19 protein-coding genes and 1 pseudogene are annotated in these 19,628 nt (G+C 68.2%); 12 read left to right on the top strand and 8 right to left on the bottom strand.

What is annotated here, in order from left to right; all coding sequences use genetic code 11:
* Window positions 1-87 precede the first annotated feature (87 nt).
* Window positions 88-651, top strand: a complete 564-nt coding sequence (locus tag DK26_RS00105; RefSeq protein WP_066467123.1) for an NAD(P)H-dependent oxidoreductase — start codon at window positions 88-90, stop codon at window positions 649-651.
* 71 nt (window positions 652-722) lie between these two features.
* On the opposite strand, the gene DK26_RS00100 is transcribed toward DK26_RS00105, so the two are convergent.
* Window positions 723-3,023 (bottom strand): TonB-dependent hemoglobin/transferrin/lactoferrin family receptor, encoded by a 2,301-nt coding sequence (locus tag DK26_RS00100; RefSeq protein ID WP_157089430.1) that lies wholly within the window; start codon window positions 3,021-3,023, stop codon window positions 723-725.
* A gap of 441 nt (window positions 3,024-3,464) precedes the next feature.
* Here DK26_RS00100 and DK26_RS00095 point away from each other — a divergent pair, with 441 nt between their 5' ends.
* A complete protein-coding gene (locus tag DK26_RS00095) occupies window positions 3,465-4,778 on the top strand; it encodes an NAD(P)/FAD-dependent oxidoreductase (protein WP_066467120.1) in 1,314 nt (437 codons plus the stop codon).
* Window positions 4,779-4,799: 21 nt separating this feature from the next.
* Here the strand turns inward: DK26_RS00095 and DK26_RS00090 are convergent, their stop codons facing one another.
* The gene (locus tag DK26_RS00090) at window positions 4,800-5,726 is read right to left on the bottom strand and encodes a helix-turn-helix domain-containing GNAT family N-acetyltransferase (RefSeq protein WP_066467118.1); all 927 of its coding nucleotides are present in this window, start codon (window positions 5,724-5,726) and stop codon (window positions 4,800-4,802) included.
* A gap of 141 nt (window positions 5,727-5,867) precedes the next feature.
* Between DK26_RS00090 and murI the strand changes: the two genes are divergently transcribed.
* From murI to DK26_RS00070, 4 genes are all read left to right on the top strand, one after another.
* Window positions 5,868-6,725, top strand: coding sequence for a glutamate racemase (murI, locus tag DK26_RS00085; protein ID WP_066467116.1), 858 nt, complete (start codon window positions 5,868-5,870; stop codon window positions 6,723-6,725).
* Window positions 6,726-6,838: 113 nt separating this feature from the next.
* Window positions 6,839-7,069, top strand: coding sequence for a hypothetical protein (locus tag DK26_RS00080; RefSeq protein ID WP_066467115.1), 231 nt, complete (start codon window positions 6,839-6,841; stop codon window positions 7,067-7,069).
* Window positions 7,070-7,265: 196 nt separating this feature from the next.
* Window positions 7,266-7,883, top strand: a complete 618-nt coding sequence (gene rpsD, locus DK26_RS00075; protein WP_066467114.1) for a 30S ribosomal protein S4 — start codon at window positions 7,266-7,268, stop codon at window positions 7,881-7,883.
* Window positions 7,884-8,236: 353 nt separating this feature from the next.
* Window positions 8,237-8,926, top strand: a complete 690-nt coding sequence (locus DK26_RS00070; protein ID WP_066467112.1) for a hypothetical protein — start codon at window positions 8,237-8,239, stop codon at window positions 8,924-8,926.
* Window positions 8,927-9,040: 114 nt separating this feature from the next.
* Here DK26_RS00070 and DK26_RS00065 read toward each other — a convergent pair whose 3' ends face one another.
* From DK26_RS00065 to DK26_RS00050, 4 genes are all read right to left on the bottom strand, one after another.
* Window positions 9,041-10,522, bottom strand: coding sequence for a serine protease (locus DK26_RS00065; RefSeq protein ID WP_066467110.1), 1,482 nt, complete (start codon window positions 10,520-10,522; stop codon window positions 9,041-9,043).
* 144 nt (window positions 10,523-10,666) lie between these two features.
* Window positions 10,667-11,101 (bottom strand): hypothetical protein, encoded by a 435-nt coding sequence (locus tag DK26_RS29540; protein WP_248309828.1) that lies wholly within the window; start codon window positions 11,099-11,101, stop codon window positions 10,667-10,669.
* A gap of 172 nt (window positions 11,102-11,273) precedes the next feature.
* Entirely contained in the window at window positions 11,274-11,990 is a 717-nt protein-coding gene (locus DK26_RS00055; RefSeq protein ID WP_066467107.1) for an MgtC/SapB family protein, read from the bottom strand.
* Window positions 11,991-12,111: 121 nt separating this feature from the next.
* Window positions 12,112-12,777 (bottom strand): Spy/CpxP family protein refolding chaperone, encoded by a 666-nt coding sequence (locus DK26_RS00050; RefSeq protein WP_066467105.1) that lies wholly within the window; start codon window positions 12,775-12,777, stop codon window positions 12,112-12,114.
* A 366-nt stretch (window positions 12,778-13,143) separates the two neighbouring features.
* Between DK26_RS00050 and DK26_RS28790 the strand changes: the two genes are divergently transcribed.
* Both DK26_RS28790 and DK26_RS00040 read left to right on the top strand, forming a co-directional pair.
* Window positions 13,144-13,464, top strand: coding sequence for a hypothetical protein (locus DK26_RS28790; RefSeq protein ID WP_066467104.1), 321 nt, complete (start codon window positions 13,144-13,146; stop codon window positions 13,462-13,464).
* Entirely contained in the window at window positions 13,461-14,921 is a 1,461-nt protein-coding gene (locus DK26_RS00040) for a methyl-accepting chemotaxis protein (protein ID WP_066467103.1), read from the top strand. The genes DK26_RS28790 and DK26_RS00040 overlap by 4 nt, the downstream gene beginning before the upstream one ends.
* 66 nt (window positions 14,922-14,987) lie before the next feature.
* Here DK26_RS00040 and DK26_RS00035 read toward each other — a convergent pair whose 3' ends face one another.
* Window positions 14,988-15,245, bottom strand: a complete 258-nt coding sequence (locus tag DK26_RS00035; RefSeq protein ID WP_066467102.1) for a YjhX family toxin — start codon at window positions 15,243-15,245, stop codon at window positions 14,988-14,990.
* A 282-nt stretch (window positions 15,246-15,527) separates the two neighbouring features.
* On the opposite strand from DK26_RS00035, the gene DK26_RS00030 reads away from it, so the two are divergent.
* Complete coding sequence (locus DK26_RS00030) at window positions 15,528-16,316, top strand: ATP12 family protein (protein ID WP_066467381.1); 789 nt, start codon at window positions 15,528-15,530, stop codon at window positions 16,314-16,316.
* A gap of 5 nt (window positions 16,317-16,321) precedes the next feature.
* The gene (locus tag DK26_RS00025) at window positions 16,322-16,711 is read left to right on the top strand and encodes a DUF1801 domain-containing protein (protein ID WP_066467101.1); all 390 of its coding nucleotides are present in this window, start codon (window positions 16,322-16,324) and stop codon (window positions 16,709-16,711) included.
* Window positions 16,712-16,750: 39 nt separating this feature from the next.
* Here the strand turns inward: DK26_RS00025 and DK26_RS00020 are convergent, their stop codons facing one another.
* Window positions 16,751-17,347: a LysE family translocator gene (locus DK26_RS00020; protein WP_066467098.1), complete on the bottom strand. Its 597-nt coding sequence runs from the start codon at window positions 17,345-17,347 to the stop codon at window positions 16,751-16,753.
* A gap of 77 nt (window positions 17,348-17,424) precedes the next feature.
* Here DK26_RS00020 and DK26_RS00015 point away from each other — a divergent pair, with 77 nt between their 5' ends.
* Together DK26_RS00015 and DK26_RS28335 are read left to right on the top strand one after the other, a co-directional pair.
* On the top strand, window positions 17,425-18,813 hold the full coding sequence (locus tag DK26_RS00015) for a PLP-dependent aminotransferase family protein (protein WP_248309827.1): 1,389 nt from the start codon (window positions 17,425-17,427) through the stop codon (window positions 18,811-18,813).
* A gap of 241 nt (window positions 18,814-19,054) precedes the next feature.
* Window positions 19,055-19,628, top strand: a pseudogene (locus DK26_RS28335) (carboxyl transferase domain-containing protein); the annotation flags it as partial.

Raw genomic sequence — 19,628 nt, 5'->3', positions numbered from 1 at the left:
CAAGCCCCAGGCTGGCGCCAGCGTGCGAGGCCGCTAAGCTCACTCCCGGCATGGCGGCTTTTGCTGCCCCAGCTCCAGGAGAACCGCATGACGCTTCGGCTGCACACCATCATCGCCAGCACCCGCCCAGGCCGTGTCGGCCCGGCGGTCGCGAACTGGTTTCACGGGGTCGCGCAGGCCGATCCCGGCTTCGACGCCCATCTCGTCGACCTCGCCGATTTCGCGCTGCCGGTCTATGACGAGCCGAAGCATCCGCGCCTGCGCGACTACGTCCACGAGCACACCAGGCGCTGGAGCGCCAGCGTGGACGCGGCCGATGCCTATGTCTTCGTCACGCCTGAATACAATTTCGGCCCGACGCCTGCGCTCGTGAACGCGCTGAACTACGTCTACACCGAATGGACCTACAAGCCGTGCGCCTTCGTCAGCTATGGCGGCGTCTCGGGCGGGCTGCGCGCCGTGCAGCTGACCAAGCAGACCGTCACCTCGCTGAAGATGATGCCGATCGTCGAGGCCGTCACGGTCCCGATGGTCGGCCAGCTGATCAAGGATGGCGTCTTCGCCGCCAACGACCTGCATCGCCAGAGCGCTGCCGCCCTGCTCGGCGAGCTCGCCAAATGGGCCGGAGCGCTGAAGCCGCTGCGCGGCTAAGACGCCTTCGCAAACGCAAAGAGGCCGGCGTCCAGGACGCCGACCTCTGTCTGTTCAAGGAGCGCTTTCGCTCAGAACTGGTACTTCAGTGTCGCCTTCACGGTACGGCCCGGCTCGGCGTAGTAGTCACGCGCCTGCACCAGAGCACCGGTCGGGACCGAGACCGCGTCGAAATAGGTACGGTCGAAGATGTTGTAGACGCCGACCTGCAGCTCGATGTCGTAGAGAGTCGTCGGGCGCCACCAGGCGCTGGCGTTGAACACCGCATAGCCTGGGGCCTTGAAGCCGGCGTTCGCGCCGCGCTCGACGTCGTCGCGCGGGCCGGCGAGCTTGGTCGAGACCTCCGCCCCCCAGACATCGGTGCCGTAGGCGACGGCGACGATGCCCTGCATCGGCGGGATCGAGTTCAGGAAGGTATCGGCGTCCTTGTTGACCCCGCGGATATAGGAGAACGAGCCGCGCACCAGCCAGTTCGGAGCGAAGGCGTACTGCCCGTTCGCCTCGAAGCCCTGGATCTCGGCGCGGGCGATGTTCCGATAGGAGGTGACACCGAACGGATAGAGCGCGCTGGCACCCTGCGGAACAGTCTGCACGACCTCGATGAAGTTGCGGTAGTTGGTATGGAAATAGGTCAGCGAGCCGCCGAAGGCCTTGTCGCCGAACTTCAGGCCGACATCGATGCCGTTGCTGGTCTCGGGCCGCAGATCGGGATTGCCGGTGCGCAGATAGGTCCCCACCGCCCCGAACGTAGCGTAGAGTTCGCCGACGGTCGGAGCGCGGAAGCCCTTCGACCACTGTCCGAAGATGGTGACGTCCTTGAACCAGGGCGTATTCTTCAGGATATCGTATTCGAGGCGAATACGCGGGGACCAGGCGGAGTCGCTGGATGCAGGCGGAAGTGTCGTCGGCCGCGCCCCGCCGCTGAAATAGGCCGCCGTGTACTGCGGCTTCTCCTCATACCAGTCGAAGCGCAAGCCGGGCGTCACCCGAAGGCGGTTGTCGAGCATGCCGATCTCGTCATGCAGGTAGAAGCCGGCCATGCGGCCGTCGACCTTCGGCGTGTCGGCCTGGTTGCTATGCAGGTTGTTGCAGGCGGCGAAAGCCCCGGTATAGGGCTGCCGGCAGCGGTCGAAGCCCTTCGAATACTGGTCCATGGTGGACATGCGCAGCTCGGTTCCGAGCGTCACGCCATGGGTCAGCGCGCCCGTCTGGAAGCGCTTCAGGATATGGCCGTTGAAGCCGAAGGCCTCCTCGTCGATCTCGTTGTCGCGGGCGAAGGGACCGACGACGCTGGTGTAGCGATAGGTCCGCGTCAGGCCATTGCGGGTCGTGTTCTGCCAGTAGAGGTTCGCCGAGGCCTCGTCGAGGAAGCCGCCGGGCAGCTTGTAGTCATAGGTCAGCGAGACGCGCTTGCGCTCGACGTCGTCGCCCGTGGTGTTGTTCCAGGGGCGGATGTTGCCGGTCAGCGAAACGCCGGTGCCGGTCAGCAGGTTGACCCGGTCCTGACGGCGGAAGTACTCGCCCGTGATGCCGAAGCGGTGCACGTCGTCGACATAGTGGTGGACCTTGCCGAGGAAGCCGACCTGCGTGAAATCGGTCGGATTCGGCGCGGTCCGCGTCACGCCGATCGTCTTGATGTCGCCGTTGTTGTTGGTCTCGTGGCCGTCGCGGAAGCTGCCCTGCAACAGGACGTAGGTGTTCTGGTAGCGGCCGGCGACTGCGCTGCTGCCGAACCAGGCACGGTCCGTGCTGTCATAGCCGGTCTTGGCGAGGACGCCGAAATTCTGGCCGGGCTTGATCAGGTCCTTCGGATCGAGCGTGCGCACCGCCAGCGCACCGCCCAGCACGCCGCCGCCCAGCGTCGCGCCACCGCTATTGCCGCGCAGCAGGTCGAGCGTCGAGAGCGCCTCGAAGTCGAACGCGGTCGTGGTGCCCTGGCTCAGGCGATTGTCGGTCACGAAGGTCTGGCGGATGCCGTCGACCGTCGTCAGCACGCGCGCGCCGTCGAGGCCGCGAATGTTCACGCTGCCATTGGCCCGGTTGAAGCTGATGCCGGCTTCGACACGGTTCGACAGATCGGTGATGCTCTGGATCTGCTGCCGGTCGAGCTCGGCGCGGGTGGTGGTGGTCGTCGTCGGCCCCTGGAGCAGCGGCGCGGCGACCGCGGCGTCGCCCTGCACGACGATCGCGTCGAGCGTCACCGGCTGATCGCCGCTCGTGCTTTGCGCCGGCCTCTGTTGCGCAACGGCCGGAGCCGCCATCGCCAGCATCAAAGTCCCAAGCGCAACGCCATATCGCAGCCTGCCGGAATAATCGCCCATCGCCCTGATCCCGTACTTGCCGGAAAGCTTCACAATGAAGTCATTCGGCACTTTGTAATCGTTTTAAACTAAGGACATCGCCTCAATTTCAACATCAGCGATTATTAAAATGATCTTTGACTGTCAAACGATTCCCAATACTGAAACGACTTACATATTTACTCTAATTCTAATCTGAGAATGGACAACTGGCACACCGTCACTCGGGCATGTGCAACAGTCTTGGAATCTGTTCGTCGCGTCCGGACCTCGCGGCGGTCCGCCGCTGTCCCGACAGAAGGCCCGCCTCAAGAGGCCAGCAGCACGCGCGACCACATGCATGGCTCTCCGGTCCGGCACGAAAGGCGTCGACCTTCCCCGTGAGCCAATTGACCAGCCCTCGCCCCCTCCCCATCTCGTGATCGGCCAGGCGCACTCCTCACCCGTTTGCGTCTTGTCGCGACGCGACCGGGTGGCATGATGCAGTGCAAGATGCGGAGAGACGCTCACACCATGCTCGACCGCCGGAAACTGCTGATCGGCTCGGCGGCTGTCGCCGCCGCCTCGGCCAGTTCCGGGCGGGCGCACGCCCGCGACCATGACGTCGTGGTCATCGGTGCCGGCGCAGCCGGCATCGCCGCCGCGCGGCAATTGCAGGCGGCAGGCCGCGCCGTGCTCGTGCTCGAGGGCCGCGATCGCCTGGGCGGGCGCACCTTCACCGATTCCTCGCTCGGCCCCTCCTATGATGCCGGCGCGATGTTCATTCACTGGGCCGAGCGCAACCCCTGGACCACCATCGCCCAGGAACTCGGCATCCCCACCCCCAACGAGAGCTGGGGCGGCGGCTTCCAGCTGTTCCAGAACGGCCAGCCGATGTCGCAGGGCGACCGCCAGCGCCGGCGCGGCGCCTTCGGCCAGATCGACCGCCGGCTCGAAACCGCCGATCTCAAGGCCCGCGACATGTCGATCGCCGAGCTCCTCGGCCATCTCGGTCCCGATCTCGCGCCGATCGCCTCCTCAGGCCTGCTGCTCTCGATCGGCGAGGAGGCCACCCGGATTTCGGCGCGCGACTATCAGCGCCTCTGGGCCGGCGAGGACTATGTCGTGCCCAGCGGCTACGGCAATCTGGTGGCGCGCTACGGCGCCGGGCTCGACATCCGCCTCAACCAGACCGTCACCGCGATTCGCTGGGACGGTCCGGGCGTCGCGATCACCACGGCCTCCGGCACGCTCAATGCCCGCGCCTGCATCGTCACCGTCCCGGTCGGCGTGCTCAAGGCAGGCGCCATCCGCTTCACGCCGGCACTGCCGGTCCGCACGCAAGGCGCGCTCGCCGGCATCGGCATGGGCGCGCTGACCAAGATCGCGCTCAAGGTCGAGGGCAACCGCTTCGGCATCGCGCCCGGCACCAGCTATTTCGAGGCCGGCGCCAATGGCCGGCTGATGAACTTCGACATCTTTCCCGGCGACCAGGACATCATCGTCGGCTTCTGCGGCGGCGACTATGCCCGCGAGCTTTCGGAATCGGGTCCCGAGGCGGCCCGCGCCCATATCGTCGACCTGCTCGCGAACATGATCGGCCCCGAATTCCGCAAGGCCGCCGGCCCGGTCTCCTTCCCGGCCTGGTGGACCGACCCGTTCGCGCGCGGCTCCTATTCGGTCTGTCTGCCCGGCCATGCCGGCGCCCGCGAGGTGCTCGCCGAGCCGATCGGCGGACGCCTCTGGCTCGCCGGCGAAGCGACGGCGGGAGGCGGCGCGATGACGGCCGGCGGCGCAACCCTGGCCGGGCGCATGGCGGCCGCGGCGGTGGCGCGGCTCAAGGCCTGAGCGCGACCGGCGGTATTGGGCCTAGAGGTCGAGCTCCCAGTTCTGCCCGACCAGATCCTGCCCGAAGGAGTGGTGCTTCTCCTCCGCCACCAGCCGGAAGCCCTCGGCCACATAGATCGCCCGCGCCGCATGCAGGATGTCGTTGGTCCAGAGCACCATCCGGTGGTAACCGGCAGCGCGCGCGAATCCGACCGCCTCCCGCACCAGCTTCTTGCCGAGGCCAAAGCCCTGGGCCTGCTTCTCGACCAGCACCAGCCTGAGCTTGGCGACCTCCTCGCTCTCCTGCACGACGAAGGCCGAGCCTGCCGGCTCCCCCTCCAGCTCGGCGATGAAGCAGCGTTCCTTGCCCGGCCTGAACTCGCGCAGGAACTTTGCGGCGATCTCGGCAACCAGCGCCTCGAAGCTGATGTCCCAGCCATAGTCCTGCGCATAGAGCCGTCCATGGGCGGAGATCACCCAGCCGATATCGCCCGGCCGATGCTCGCGGATCAGCGGCACGGGCCGCGCCGTCGGCACGCCGGACAGCAGAACCTGCGCCCGGTCGAGCGCCGTGACCAGCGCGGTGCGCTCGCCCTCCCCGAGCCGGGTCAGGATCGCGCCCGCCTGCCGGCGCGAAGCCTCGTCGAGCGGGGCGAAGGCCGCATGGCCGGCCGCCGTCAGCTTCAACTCGAAGGCGCGGCCATCACCTTGCGCCCTGCCCCGCTCCAGCCAGCCGAACCCGGCGAAGCGCTTGAGCAGCCGCGAAAGATAAGCCGGATCGAGACCGAGCTCGCGCGCCAACTCGCCGGCGCGCCAGCCGTCGCGCTGCGCCAGTTCATAAAGCACCCGCGCCTCGGTCAGGCCGAAGCCCGAACCGTGCAGATCCCCGCCCAGCGCCCCGACCCAGCGGGTGTGGAAGCGGTTGAAACGGCGAATGGCGGCGACGGCCGGGGGGTCGATGACTGACATGGCGCTTCTCCCTGTTGGGAGAAAAGCCAATTAATGGACAGAGTCAACTAAATTATCCCCGCCCTCCTCGCGCCTCGTTCACCCTCTCTTAACAGCGCCGGCGCCCAATCGAGGTTTGCCGGCCCCTCCTGGTACACTCCCATGCAAGTCGATCTTCTCGCCGGAACCAGCCATCGCCCCCCGATGATGCCGGAGCGCCGGCCGACCCTGCTTCTCTTCGATTCCGGCCTCGGCGGCCTCACCGTGCTGAGCGAGGTCGTCCGCTCCCGGCCCGATGCCGACATCGTCTACGTCGCCGACGACGCCGCCTTTCCCTATGGCCGGCTGAGCGAGGCCGCGCTGGTCGAGCGCGTGCTCGCGGTGATGGAGCGGCTGGTCGCGCGCTTCCATCCCGATCTCGTGGTCATCGCCTGCAACACCGCCTCGACGCTGGTGCTGCCGGCCCTGCGCGCCCGCTTCTCGATTCCCTTCGTCGGCACCGTGCCGGCGGTGAAGCCTGCGGCCGAGCGCACCAGGAGCGGCCTCGTCTCGGTGCTGGCGACGCCGGGCACCGTGGCGCGCGACTACACGCGCGGCCTGATCAAAAGCTATGCCGGCGGTTGCGAGGTGACGCTGGTCGGCGCGACCGGGCTCGCCGGACTCGCCGAGGCGGCGCTGAAGGGCGAGGCGATCGACGATGGCGCGGTCCTCGCCGAGATCGCGCCCTGCTTCGTCGAGCGCGAAGGACGGCGCACCGATGTGGTGACGCTCGCCTGCACCCATTATCCCCTGCTGCTGGCGCGGCTGCGGCGGCTCGCCCCCTGGTCCGTCGACTGGATCGACCCCGCCCCGGCGATCGCGCGGCGCGTCGCGGCGCTGCTCGGCCCGGCCCGCGAGCGGCCCGATGCCGGCGAGGCGCGCGCCGTCTTCACCGCAGGCACGCGGCTGAGCGGCCCGGCCAGGATAGCGCTCGCCGGCTTCGGCCTGGCGCAGGTCGAGATCGAGGCGATGCCGGCCTGAAGCAGCCTGCCGGGCTCCCTTCCCGGAACCGCCCGGCCGCGCCGCGCGTTCTGCTGCCACACCGTCGCTAAACCGGGAGTAGCGGCACGATCGACGACGCAAGGGAGGCGATCATGAAGAAGCTCACGCTGATGGTCGCATTGGCTTTCGGCTTCGCGCTCGCCGGTTTCGGCGGCGCCGGGGATGCGCAGGCCAAGCCGAAAGGCTGGCACAAGGCCAAGGGCCATCACCACGGCTACAGCCACGGTCCGCGCCGGCATTATGGCTGGAATCGCGGCCGCCATCTCGGCTGGTACAAGCACCCTCGCCACCGGAACGCCTACTGGCGCTACGAGCGCTGGTGAGGGCTTGGTGCGCCGGCGCATTGACTTCCCGCGCCAATTCCCGCATAGGCACCGGCGTCGCGCGGCTCCTCACGGGGCCGCGTGGCTTTTTCCGCACCCGTGATCCGCTCGTCTTCTCGAGCCGGATCTGTCGCCCCGGCAACGGGGAGAAGGAGGGCGCGGTCCTCAACTCGCGAACCACAAGAGGACACGCGACATGTCGAAGCGCCATGAGGCGAAGTACAAGATTGACCGCCGCCTCGGTCAGAACATCTGGGGCCGCCCGAAGTCCCCGGTCAACCGCCGTGAGTACGGCCCCGGCCAGCACGGCCAGCGCCGCAAGGGCAAGCCGTCCGACTTCGGCACGCAGCTGCGCGCCAAGCAGAAGCTCAAGGGCTACTACGGCTCGATCTCCGAGAAGCAGTTCCGCCGCTACTACGCCGAGGCGATCCGCCTGAAGGGCGACTCGGGCGAGAACCTGGTCGGCCTGCTCGAGCGCCGTCTCGACGCGGTGATCTACCGCGCCAAGTTCGTCCCGACCGTCTTCGCCGCCCGCCAGTTCGTCAACCACGGCCACATCACCGTGAACGGCAAGCGCGTCAACATCGCGTCCTACCAGGTCAAGCCGGGCGACGTGATCGCGATCAAGGAGAGCTCGCGCCAGCTCGCCATCGTCATCGAGTCGGCCGCCCTCGCCGAGCGCGACGTGCCTGACTACATCGACGCCGACCACAACAAGTCGACCGCCACCTTCACCCGCACCCCGACCCTGTCGGACGTGCCCTACGCGGTGCAGATGGAACCGAACCTGGTCATCGAGTTCTACTCGCGCTGATCCGATTTCTCAGCCGGCGGCCACAAGCCTCTGGCGAGAATCGAACAAATCAAATCAGGAAAGGGCGGCTCTTCGGAGCCGCCCTTTTCGTTTTGGAGCAGGGTTGCAGCCGCCCTGTTCGGCTTGGTCGCTTTGCGTTCCTCTTCCGCACGTTTTTGTGGTGCTTGCTCGGCCTGCCTGTTGAGCCTTCGCCCCGGCCCGCCTAGGCTCCCGGCGTGACCGCTATTCCTCCCGCCTGGGCTCATCTTGAGCCAGCCTCCCTCAAGGCGCTTCTGGAGCCGCCCGGCAAACTTCCGCGGGCACTCCGCCTCACGCCCGACAACGTTCCCGTGGAGCCCGCCCTTCAGGTCCCCATGGTCCACGCTGCTCGGCTTCTGCTCGAACGTGCGGTCGAGAAGGGCGGCCTCGTCCTGACGCCTGCCGGAGCCCTCAAACGGGTCGATGTCCGGCACGTCTTCGACCAGACAGAATGGCCGGGATACGACAAGGCCACCACGCTCGCGATGAACAAGGTCATCAACGAGCATGATGCCTATGGTGTTCTCTTCACGAGGATCGCCTTGCAGGCCGCGGGGCTCCTGCGGAAGCGCTCAGGCGTCCTGAGGGCGAGCAAGGCGGGCAAGGCCATGCTCGCCCCTGAAGCCGCTCCTGCCTTGCTGGCTGCGCTGTTCGAGGCAGTGTTCTGGAAGATGAATCTTCAGGACTTCGACCGGAACCCGATCGAGTTCTGGCCGCAGCACCATATGGGCGTGATCCTCTGGAGCCTGTCGGTGACCGCGCATGAATGGTCGAGCGCCGAGACGCTGATGGAGGCCTGCACGGTCATGGAGACCCTGCTCGAGGTTCCCGCCCATGACCTGCCGGAGTTCGCCATGGTGTCGCGGGTCCTGCGCCCCCTGACATGGCTGGGGCTTCTGGAAAGCCGGAAGCGGGAGGCGCAGGCCGGCTGGGGTTTCGACGAGGACTTCAGGACGATGCCGCTGTTCCGACAGCTGGTGGCGTTCGAGGTGGAGATGCAAGGGGCGGAAGCGGCGCGGCATTGATCGGCCCCGCCGGCGTTCACTCTGCCTCTCAGCTGCAGACCGCAAGCCTCTGGATGGAATCGAGAAGGGCAGGTCTCTGAGCCGCCTTTGCGTTGGCGGACTGCCCTCCCCCTTTTAACGACAGGTGATGAACGCGCTCGCCTTCTTCGCACGCTCGGCGAGGTCGGCCGGGTCGAGCTTCTCGCCGGGCGCTCCGGTCTCGTAGGCGATCTGGTTGGCGTCGAGGAAGCTGCCGGCGAGCGAGGCCTTGACCGCGAAGTTGATGTTCTGCGGCAGGTCGCCACGTTCGGAGGCCATCTTGATCGCGTCGAGCTTGGCCGAGACCACGCCGACGACATTGCCGGCGCCGTCGAGCAGCGGCCCGCCGGAATTTCCGGGCTGGACCGGGGCCGAAACCTGCAGGTAACGGCTGTCGTCCTTCAGTCCCGCCAGGGCGGTGACGTTGCCGAGGGTGAAATTCCCCGCCGTCGCCAGGAGATCGCTGTGCGGGAAGCCGAAAGCGGCGATGCCCTCGCCCAGCCGCACGCTCGGGCGGAGCGGCAGCGTGCGCTCGGCCGGACCGGCGATCTTCAGCACCGCGAGATCGTTGATCGCGTCCCGGGCGAGAACCTGCGCCGGCACGCCGACCGCCCCGTCCGGCCGCACCGTGATTGTCGCGCAATCCTGCACGACATGGGCGTTGGTCAGGAGATGCCCCGCCTTCGAGACGAAGAAGCCGGAACCCGAGGATGATTTCGGCTTCGGCGGCTCTTTCGGCGCAGCGGCTGGCGTCGTCGCCGGGGGCGCCGGAGGCGGCGTTCGCGGTGCATTGGCGACCTCGGCATCGCCGCCCTCCCAGGGGAAACGCACGCGCTTCGCCTCAGGGAAGGGCGCGCCGGTCATCGTCGCCCAGAGCGAGCCGGAGATCACCGTCACCAGCCGGCTGCCATAGACCGGTGCGTCGTCATCCGACCACGACATGTCGAAGCCGAGGATGCCGCTGCCATCGGCGTGGTAGCGGACATAGCGGCTGAAGCGCCCCTGATTGCCGGTGATGACGAAGAAATCGGGCTTCAGGGTCTTGAAGTTGATCCTGTCGCCGCTGCCGAGCATTTCCTGCAGCGTAACCGCATAGGCGCTGCCGACATCGACCGAGGCGTAGTAGTTGAACTGCAGGCGGAAGCGGTTGCCGGGCTCGCGCATCTCGACGCCGGCGTCGGTTCGCTTCGCCTGCAGGTCGAGCCCCATCGGCACCCAGAGCTGCCGGCCGCGCGCCGGATGCGGCACCCAGCGCAGCCGCCAGCCATTCATGACCTCGGTGCCCGATTGCAGGATGCGCTCGACCTGGAGCTTCGTCAGGACCCCGGTCGGCGCTTCGCCGCGCGAACGCTGGAACTGCTTGGTCGCCTCGAAGAGCCGGCGCGAATAGCCGATATTGGGCACCGCGGGCCAGTGCCCGGCGCTGGTCAGCACCAGCTGGAACCACAGGCGCGTATCGGGCTTCAGGCCTAGGAAGACCTCCTGCGCGCGCACGAAATACGGATCCTGCTGCGCCTGGGCCAGCCCGGGAGAAAGCGCCCCGACGAGCACCAACGCAACCGCACGCAAATGCATCATTCCCCCGCCGCCTCTGGAAAACACGGTAGGGGCGGCCCGGGGCAAGTCAATCGCCGGCGGCGCAAGGCCGCAGCCAGCCAATGCAAGACGCCCGGCCTTCCGGCCGGGCGTCCATCGTTTCGGCATGTCGGATGAAGCTTTCGCTCAGCGCGGGCACCAGTCCCAGAAGCCATGGGTGCGGGCCCGGTTGGTGTAGTACCAGCAATAGCCCGAGCGCGGCGGCGGGCCGGCCCAGGAGGCAGCGGAAGCCCCGGCTATGAAGCCGATCGCCGCGCCCGCCGCGACCGCGCCGCCGCGGTTCCAGTTCCGGCGCGGATGCACCACGACGATGTTGTTGCGCGAATGGTGCCGGACATTATGGCGCGGCCGATGATGCGGGGCGCGCGTCACGTGCCGGTGCTGCGGGCGCGTATGCGGGCGATGATGCGGGCGCGCATGCGGCCGGTTCACATTCTGGCGGTGGACGTTCTGGCGCCCGCTCTGGGCCTGCGCCGCCGTCACCGTCACGAGCGGCGCGACGAAGCCGGCGAAAAGCGCGGCCAGCAGGACCAGCGATTTGAGCTTCAGATAGCGATACAAGGCGATCTCCTCTTCCTTGGTCCGTCCGGCACAGGCCAGGCGAAGCGGCGGCCCGGCATCTGCGCCTGCGATGCGCGGATCGGCCGTCTTCCCAATGTCCAGCCGATCTGCTCGGCTGACCCATCCGTAGCGGCCCGGGCCAGTGACGCAAGGGTAGATTGCGACGGACCGCTCAGTCGGCCGTGCTGCTCTCCCAGGTCGCGTGCTTGACGCCGGGCACCCGCTCGAGCCGCTCGACGACCTGGTCGAGTTCCTTGCGCTCGACGGCGGTGCTGATCAGGACCGCGACGATCTCGACAGCCCCCTCGCCGCGTTCCACCGTCTTGACGTCGCGGGTCGGATATTTCGCCGCCTCGAGATGCTCGACCAGCGCCTCGCGTACCGCCGGCAGCGAGACCTCGTTGGTCGTCAGCACGACCTCGTAGGTCGCTTCCGATGCGCGCTCGTTGATCGGGATTCGGTTGATCGCGTTGACCAGCGGCCGCAGCAGGGTGTTGCCGGCCAGCACGAAGATGGTGACCAGCACGCCCTCCGCCAGCATGTCCGCCCCGGTGCAGGCCCCGACCGCCGCCGCGCACCACAAGGTCGCGGCGGTGTTGAGGCCGCGGACATTCATGCCCTCCTTCATGATCACGCCGGCACCCAGAAAGCCGATGCCGGAGACCACATAGGAGACGACGCGGACCGCCTCATGCGCGCCCGACATCCGCATGGCGAGATCGACGAAGGCGGCGGCACCGACCGCAACCAGGACTGTCGTGCGCAGGCCCGCCGTGCGCTGGCGGTACTGGCGCTCGGCCCCGATCAGCGAGCCGAGGATGAAGGCCGCCGCGAGGCTGACGACGGAATCGAGGAAGGGATAGAGTTCGAAGGTCTGAACGAAGCGCAACCGTCTGCTCCCGCCAAGCGAGCCGGCTATAACTGGCGCAACGTGACGGAACAATGAAAACGGCCGGGCATTGGCCCGGCCGTCGAAATCTCAGTGCTGTCGGCTGTGCCGCAGGCGAACCTCAGAAGCGATCGCCGTCGTCGCGGTCCCGGTCGTGATCATGGCCGCGATCGCGCCAGCGGCGCGAGCCGCGATCGTCGTCGCGCCGATCGTCGTCACGGTCGCGCATGCGCCGATGCATCTCCATCATCCGGCCGCGGCTGTCCGCCATCACCTCGCGCACGGCGCGGCGCGCCACGGTCTTCTGCTCGTCGGAGAGCGTGGTCCAGAGCGGGCGCACGGCATCGGCCATTTCCTTGGAGCGCGCGGCGCGCTCGCCCTGGCGGGTCGCCATCATGTCGAGCCGCTCCATGATGTCGGCGTCGCGATAGAGCTCGCGCTGCTCGCGCATCTGCCCCATGCGCTCGCGGCGCTGCTCGGCATTGCGCTTGAGCAGCGCCTCGACCTTCTCGAAGGCCGCAACCTGCTCGGGCTTCAGCTTGAGGTCGGTACGCAGCTTGGCGAGCCGCTCATTGAGCCGCGCCGCGGCGCGCTCGGCCTGGCGTTGGCGCCATTCCTCGCGGCGGTCCCCGCGCTCGCCGCGTTCGGCACGCTCGCCTTCGGCGCCGACGCGCTGCTGCGACTGCTGGCTGCCCGGCGCAGGCGGGATCGGCTGCGGCTGCGCGACCGCCAGACCGGTCGCCAGAATGGCGGCACCGGAGACGGCGATAAGGGCGATGCGTTTCATGAAAAGCTCTCCGTTCGTTCACATACGGTTCGCTGTCTCGGGTCTCGAAGCCGGCAGACGATGAGTGCAGCCTGAGCGAGCCCTCCTCACGCCGCGATGGCGCGATGATGACAAGATCGTAATGTCCGAAGGACGCTCCGGCGAGCGCGAAGTTCCAACGCGCCGGGCCGGAGAGCGCGAATGCCCGCCGCCGTTCACATCCGCGTGTCAATGACGTCATAGCGGCCTGAATGCCGGGCGCGCCTCCGACGCCGCAAGGATTGCGCAACCATTCGGGCTTAAATTTTAGAACGGTCTTGGGGAGCGAAACACGCCCCTCGGCCCGCGGCGTCTGCCGGCGCCAGCTCACCGGTTTTGGGGGGCACGATGCGCGAACTGCTCTTCGGTCTCATCGTCGGTCCGCTGATGGCGCTGGCGCTCCTGCTCCTGGCCGGCCAGCCGGTCCAAGGCCGTCCTGTGGTGGCCCTGTTTCCGCCCGGCTCCGGCGAGGCCGCGATGATCGCCGCAATCGCCGCCTCCGGCGGCGCCATCCTGGCACTGAGTTCCAGCCGGCCGATCGCGGTCAGCACGGCCGAGACGATGGACTATGCCGGCAAGCTCTATGCCGCCGGCGCCTGGCTCGTGCTCGATGCCAGCCTGGCCAAGCTCTGCATGGATATCCGCTTCGTCTCCGGGAGCAGCCGATGAATCTGGTCGAACAGTTCCGCCGGCGCTTCGGCTATCTGCTCACCACCCTCCTCTGGCTCCAATTTTTGCTGATCGCGGCCTGCGTCCAGGCCTTCGGCCTGCCGGGCTCGAATCTCACACTCGGCTCGCTCGTTCTCGCAGCAATCCCGACAATTCTCTGGCGATTGCGCGGGCCTGACTGGGTGACCCGCCAGTTCAGTTCGCTGGCGCTGGTCGGCCAGGTCATGCTCTTGGTCTACGTCACCGCGGGCCATCCCTATCAGCCCGATATCCATATGGCCTTCTTCGCCGCGCTCGCGATCGCCGCCGGATGGCTCGACTGGCGGATCTTCGTCACCACGGCGGTCGCCATCGCGGTGCATCACGCCGGCCTGAACCTGATCTATCCGGAAGGCGTCTTTCCCGGCGGCAGTGACGGCCGCCGCGTGCTGCTCCATGCGGTGATCGTGGTCGCGCAGAACGGCGCGCTGATCTGGATCGTGATCACGCTGCGCGCCGCCTTCATCAACGCGGAAGCGGAAAGCGAGCGCGCGAATGCGGCGCGCCGCGTCGCCGAACAGGCCGAGCGCGATCTTGCCCGGACGACGCTGCAGGCGGCTCTCGAACGGCAGGCCCTGGTATTGGAGATCGCCGACGATCTCGAAGTCGAGGTGGCCGGCATCGCCGGCGAGGTCTTCGCCTCGGTCGAGCCGCTGCGCATGGCCGCCTCCCAGATGTCGGAAGGCGCGCGCCGGGTCCAGGAAGGCGCGCACGCCGCGGCCGCCTCTTCCGACCATGCCTCCTCGGCCGTCACCGCCGCGACAATCGCCACCAGCGGGCTCGCCAGCGCGATCGGCGAGATCCGCGAGCAGGTCGGCGCCACGAGCCGGGTCGTCGAGTTCACGACGAACAGCGCCCACAACGTGCTGAGCACCGTCCACCATCTCTCGCTGAAGGCGGAGGATATCGGCCAGATCGTCCAGCTGATCTCGACCATTGCCGAGCGCACCAATCTTCTGGCCCTCAACGCCTCGATCGAGGCGGCCCGCTTCGGCGTGCAGGGACAGGGCTTCGCGGTGGTGGCGCAGGAGGTCAAGGCGCTCGCCAGCCAGACCTCGCAGGCCACGGCCGACATCCAGAAGCGGATCGCCGCCATCCACGCATCCGGCTCCGAGGCCGTGCGCGCGATCGAGGTGATGGGCGGCTCGATCAATTCGCTGAACGACGTCTCGGCTTCGGTCGCCGCCGCCATCGCCCAGCAGGACCAGGCGACCGCCGGCATCGCCGAGAATATCGGCAGCACGGCCCGGGACGCCGAGATCGCCTCGGACACGATCCGCCGCGTCATGGGCATCGCCAACGAGACGGGCTCCGCCGCCGGCAGCGTTTCCGAGGCTGCAGAGAAGCTCGCTGCGCAGGCGGCGCAGCTCGACAGCCAGGTCCGCACCTTCCTGCAGCGCATCCGCCAGGCGGCCTGAAGCGCCGGTCCTGGCAACTTTCATCGCGACGGAGTGGCGGGAGGGCCTACGCCCTCCCGCCCGTCGTCACCGATTATCGGCCTGCGAGCGGACCGCGAGCCGCCCTTGCCGCGAAATGCGGTAGGGCGCGCCCTGCCGCGACTCGATCAGTCGCTTTCGCTTGAGGCCGGCGAAGATGGCGAGCGTGCAATCACTCAGGAGATAGCCTTCGTGAGTGAAGCAATCGATGTGGTGAATGCGGCCATTGTCGCCGCGAAGATGGCGGATCTGTCCGCCACGGGCCAGCACGTGCAGCACGCGCTGCTCGTCCCGAGAAACGTTCATGATGATAGAGCCTGTGCATGGAACCATGACAAGCGCCTCGGCGAAAGCCGACCCTGTGGTCTGGATCTTTCACCCGGCGCTGGATCAGGTTTCGCCTCAGCGAAACCTCACCGGGTTCCCGCACTCTCCAACACGATGCCCTCTCGCATGTTTCGCGGACGCAGCTCGCGTCCGGGGAGAAGGCGTTTAGCCCCCGGCTCCGCAAGGGTCAACGCCGGCAGCACGCGGGCACGGGCACGAAGTCGTTTCGCGCGGGGTCGCGGATGCGCTATGGACGCTGCCATGTCGACCGATGATTTCCTCGCGCGCTTCGGCTCCCCCGGCCAGCGCCAGCCCGACCCCGTCGCCGCCGCGCAGCAGGCGATGCGCAACCCCTTGCCGAAGCGCTTCTACGAGAAGGCGGAGGCACTGGAGCACGACGGCCTCTTCCATGTCGCCCTCGACGGCCGCACCGCCCGCACGCCGGCCCGCAAGCCGCTGGCGGTCGCCTCGCGCGCGGTCGCGCAGGCGCTCGCCGCAGAATGGCAGGCGCAGGAGGGAGAGATCGACCCGGCAAGGATGCCGATGACCCGGCTGGTCAACTCCGCGCTCGACGGCGTCGCCGACCAGCACGAGGCCGTCCGCGCCGAGATCGTCCGCTATGCCGGCAGCGATGCGCTCTGCTACCGCGCCGGCGAGCCGCACGAACTGGTGGAGCGCCAGGACCAGATCTGGAACCCGCTGATCGCTGCGCTTGAAGAGCGCATCGGCGGCCGTTTCGTCATGGCGCAGGGCGTGGTCTTCGCCGAGCAGCCGCAGACCGTGCTCGACGCGGTAGGAAAACGCGTCGCGGCGATCCCCTCTCCCGTCGCCCTCGCCGGCGCCCACAACGTCATGACCCTGACCGGCTCGACCATCCTGACGCTCGCCCTCGCCGAAGGCCTGATCGATGCCGAAGCCGCCTGGGCCGCCGCCCATCTCGACGAGGACTACCAGATCGGGATCTGGGGCCAGGACGAGGAAGCGGCCGAGCGGCGGGTGCTGCGGCGCAAGGAATACGACGCCGCCGTGCTGCTGCTGATGCAGGGCTAGAGCCGATGCAGCCGGGCGCGCCAAAGGCAGACAACCCGGCCGAGTATCTCGCCCAGCTCGATGGCTGGCGCCTCGCGACGGTCGAGGCTCTGCGCAAGGCGGTGACGACCGCCGCTCCGCTCGACGAGCGGATCAAATGGACGCATCTGGTCTATTTCGCGAACGGCCCCGTGCTTCTGATCCGCGCCGAAGCCACGCGCGTGCTCTTCGGCTTCTGGCGCGGCAAGCGCCTGCGCCATATCGAGCCGCGCCTGAAGCCGGGTGGCAAGTTCGAACTCGCCACCATGATCCTGCGCGAGGGCGATGTGGTCGATCCGGCCATCGCCGCCGAACTCGCACGCGCCGCGGTCGCGCTCAATCGCGAGCTCGGCGATCCGAGCAAGCCGAGCGGCTGATCCGGGCAGCGCGCGCCGAGCGCAGCATCGTCCGCCCCTTCAACCCTTCAGGATCGGATAGAGCGACACCACGAGCAGCAGCGCCATCACGATGTTGAAGACGCGCTGGCGCATCGGATCGGCGAGAAGGCCGCGTAGCAGCGTGCCGCCGATCGCCCAGATGGCGATGCAGGGTCCGTTGACCAGGGCATAGACGATCACGACGAGCGCGAGGTTGAGGAAGTAGCCCTCGGTCGGCGTGTAGGCCGCGACCGCCCCGACCGCCATGATCCAGGCCTTGGGATTGACCCATTGGAAGGCCGCGGCAGCCGGGAAGCTGAGCGGCGGCGCCGCCTCGGCTCCGGGCTCCAGCGGCGCCGAGCGCGCGATCTTCCAGGCGAGATAGAGAAGATAGGCGCTGCCGCCATAGCGCAGGACATCGTGCAGGGCCGGCATGGCGGTGAACAGGCCGCCCAGGCCGAGGCCGACCGCCAGGACGAGCCCGCAGAAGCCGAGATTGATCCCGAACAGCAGCGGCAGGCTGGCGCGAAAGCCGTGATTGGCGCCCGATGCCAGCAAGAGCGTGTTGTTCGGCCCGGGCGTGATCGAGGTCACGAAGGCATAGCCGATGAAGGCGAGCAGGAGTTGCAGGGTCATGTCCGGTCCGGCGTTGGCGAGCGACGCGGCCGGAGATTGCTCATGTGACACTTCTTGCCTAGTCTAAAAAGTGTACCGTGACACAATTGCGAGGCGGCATGCTGCTGGCATCACCCTGGACGCCTCGCCTGACCGCTGGCGCGGGCTCTCCCGGCGCGCGGCTGGTCGAGACCCTCGCCCGTGACATCGCCGACGGCTCGTTGCCGCCGGGCGCGCGTTTGCCTGCCCATCGCCCCCTCGCCTGGCAGCTCGGCATCGGCCTCGGCACGGTGACCAAAGCCTATGCCCAGCTCGAACGCCGCGGCCTCGTCCGCAGCGTCCGAGGGCGCGGCATGTTCGTCGCCGGCGTCTCGCAGATGACAAGCCGGATGGTCGATCTCAGTATCAACGTGCCGCCGCAAGCGTTGAGCGACCGGCTGCTCGCTTCCTGCCTCGGCGATCTCGCGAGGCGCCTCGACGCCGACAGTTTTGGCACCTATGCCGCGCCCGCCGGCCGCCTCGAGCACCGCGCCTTGCTGGCGCGCTGGCTGGCGAAGACCGGCGTCCCCGCTGCGCCCGAGCGGCTGCTGATCTGCAATGGCGCCCAGCATGCGCTCGCCATCGCGCTGGCCATCACCTGCGGGCCGGACACCGAATTGCTGACCGAGGCGCTGAGCTACCCCGGTGCCATCGCCCTCGCCCGCCGGCGCGGATTGCGGCTGACCGGGCTTGCCATCGACGACGAGGGCCTCGTGCCGCGGGCGCTCGAACAAGCCTTGCATCAGGAGGCCGCGGCGGGCCGGCGCGCCGTGCTCTATGTCACGCCGACCCTGCACAACCCGACCACGGCGACGATGGGCGAGGCGCGCCGCCGCGAGATCGCGAACCTCTGCCGCGCCCATGACGCGGTGATCGTCGAGGACGATATCCACGCCGCCCTGGCCGAGCCGGGCACGATCCCGATCGCCAGCCTCGCACCGGAACGTACGCTGCACGTTTCGGGTCTGTCGAAGGTGCTGAGCCCGGGCCTGCGCATCGGCACCCTGCTCGTCCCCGAAGCATGGCTCGAACCGGCCCTCGCCGAGCTCGCAGCGACCTGCACCACCGCGCCGCTGCTCTCCTGCCTGGTCATGGAGCGCTGGCTGACCGATGGCACGGCGGCCTCGGTCACCCGCTCGATCCGCGAGGAAGCCGGCCGCCGCGTCGCCCTGGCGCGCGAGCTCCTGCCGCCCGGGACCGCGACGCGATCGGGCGGCGGCTTCCATCTCTGGCTGCCGATGGCACCGGGGCGGGCAAAAAACCTGCCGGCGCGCGCCGCCGCCTCCGGCATCCTGCTGCCGCCTCCCGAGGCCTTCCTCGCCGATTTTCAGGCCCCCTCCTGGGGCGTGCGGCTCAGCCTGGGCGGCCCGCGGATCGACGCGCTCGCCGATGCGCTCGCGAGCCTGCGCGCTCTGCTGCTCGACATCGGCGGCGGCGCGCGCATCTAGGGCGACCTTCGACCTGAATGGAGCGCCTCCCCCGTCTTTCCGGGACGCTGCGCAGCAGCGAGCCCGGAACCCAGAACCCGGTTCTGGGTTCCGGGCTCAGGCCTCTCGGCCTGCCCCGGAATGACGGACGGCGTCATAACCAGAGCGAAGGCCGCGATGGACTTCGCCCCCGGCGCCGCCTAAGCCGGAGGCAGGACCTTTGAAGCAAGACCTTTGAAGACTGCGCCCCGGGAGGCTCTTGATGAAGGACATTCTCGAACAGCTCGAGTCCCGTCGCGCGGGAGCCCGGCTCGGTGGCGGCGAGCGGCGGATTTCGGCGCAGCACGGCAGAGGCAAGCTCACCGCGCGCGAGCGCATCGAGCTCCTGCTCGACAAGGACTCCTTCGAGGAGTTCGACATGTTCGTGCAGCACCGCGCCGTCGATTTCGGCATGGACAAGGCCGAGAAGATCCCCGGCGACGGCGTCGTCACCGGCTGGGGCACGGTCAATGGCCGCACCGTCTTCGTCTTCTCCAAGGATTTCACCGTCTTCGGCGGCTCGCTCTCCGAGACCCATGCCCAGAAGATCATCCGTCACCAACGAGACCGTGACTGCCGAGGAACTCGGCGGCGCCAGGGTCCACACCTCGAAGTCCTCCGTGGCCGACGGCTCCTTCGAGAACGATGTCGAGGCGCTGCTGCAGGTGCGCCGGCTGATCGACTTCCTGCCGGCCAACAACACGGCCGGCGTGCCGGAATGGCCGAGCTTCGATGTGCCCGACCGGGTCGACACCAGCCTCGACACGCTGGTGCCAGACAATCCGAACAAGCCCTAT

This window comes from Allobosea sp. WAO (assembly GCF_001509835.1).
Classification (GTDB): Bacteria; Pseudomonadota; Alphaproteobacteria; order Rhizobiales; family Beijerinckiaceae; genus Allobosea.
This window is presented reverse-complemented; position numbering and strand designations above follow the sequence as displayed.

What these genes read in the sequence shown, in the direction of transcription:
- DK26_RS00105 (WP_066467123.1), top strand. Translation starts at nt 88, where the DNA reads ATGACGCTTCGGCTGCACACCATCATCGCCAGCACCCGCCCAGGCCGT.
- DK26_RS00095 (WP_066467120.1), top strand. Translation starts at nt 3,465, where the DNA reads ATGCTCGACCGCCGGAAACTGCTGATCGGCTCGGCGGCTGTCGCCGCC.
- DK26_RS00090 (WP_066467118.1), bottom strand. Translation starts at nt 5,726, where the DNA reads ATGTCAGTCATCGACCCCCCGGCCGTCGCCGCCATTCGCCGTTTCAAC.
- murI (WP_066467116.1), top strand. Translation starts at nt 5,868, where the DNA reads ATGCAAGTCGATCTTCTCGCCGGAACCAGCCATCGCCCCCCGATGATG.
- DK26_RS00080 (WP_066467115.1), top strand. Translation starts at nt 6,839, where the DNA reads ATGAAGAAGCTCACGCTGATGGTCGCATTGGCTTTCGGCTTCGCGCTC.
- rpsD (WP_066467114.1), top strand. Translation starts at nt 7,266, where the DNA reads ATGTCGAAGCGCCATGAGGCGAAGTACAAGATTGACCGCCGCCTCGGT.
- DK26_RS00070 (WP_066467112.1), top strand. Translation starts at nt 8,237, where the DNA reads ATGGTCCACGCTGCTCGGCTTCTGCTCGAACGTGCGGTCGAGAAGGGC.
- DK26_RS00065 (WP_066467110.1), bottom strand. Translation starts at nt 10,522, where the DNA reads ATGATGCATTTGCGTGCGGTTGCGTTGGTGCTCGTCGGGGCGCTTTCT.
- DK26_RS00050 (WP_066467105.1), bottom strand. Translation starts at nt 12,777, where the DNA reads ATGAAACGCATCGCCCTTATCGCCGTCTCCGGTGCCGCCATTCTGGCG.
- DK26_RS28790 (WP_066467104.1), top strand. Translation starts at nt 13,144, where the DNA reads ATGCGCGAACTGCTCTTCGGTCTCATCGTCGGTCCGCTGATGGCGCTG.
- DK26_RS00040 (WP_066467103.1), top strand. Translation starts at nt 13,461, where the DNA reads ATGAATCTGGTCGAACAGTTCCGCCGGCGCTTCGGCTATCTGCTCACC.
- DK26_RS00035 (WP_066467102.1), bottom strand. Translation starts at nt 15,245, where the DNA reads ATGAACGTTTCTCGGGACGAGCAGCGCGTGCTGCACGTGCTGGCCCGT.
- DK26_RS00030 (WP_066467381.1), top strand. Translation starts at nt 15,528, where the DNA reads ATGTCGACCGATGATTTCCTCGCGCGCTTCGGCTCCCCCGGCCAGCGC.
- DK26_RS00025 (WP_066467101.1), top strand. Translation starts at nt 16,322, where the DNA reads ATGCAGCCGGGCGCGCCAAAGGCAGACAACCCGGCCGAGTATCTCGCC.
- DK26_RS00020 (WP_066467098.1), bottom strand. Translation starts at nt 17,347, where the DNA reads ATGACCCTGCAACTCCTGCTCGCCTTCATCGGCTATGCCTTCGTGACC.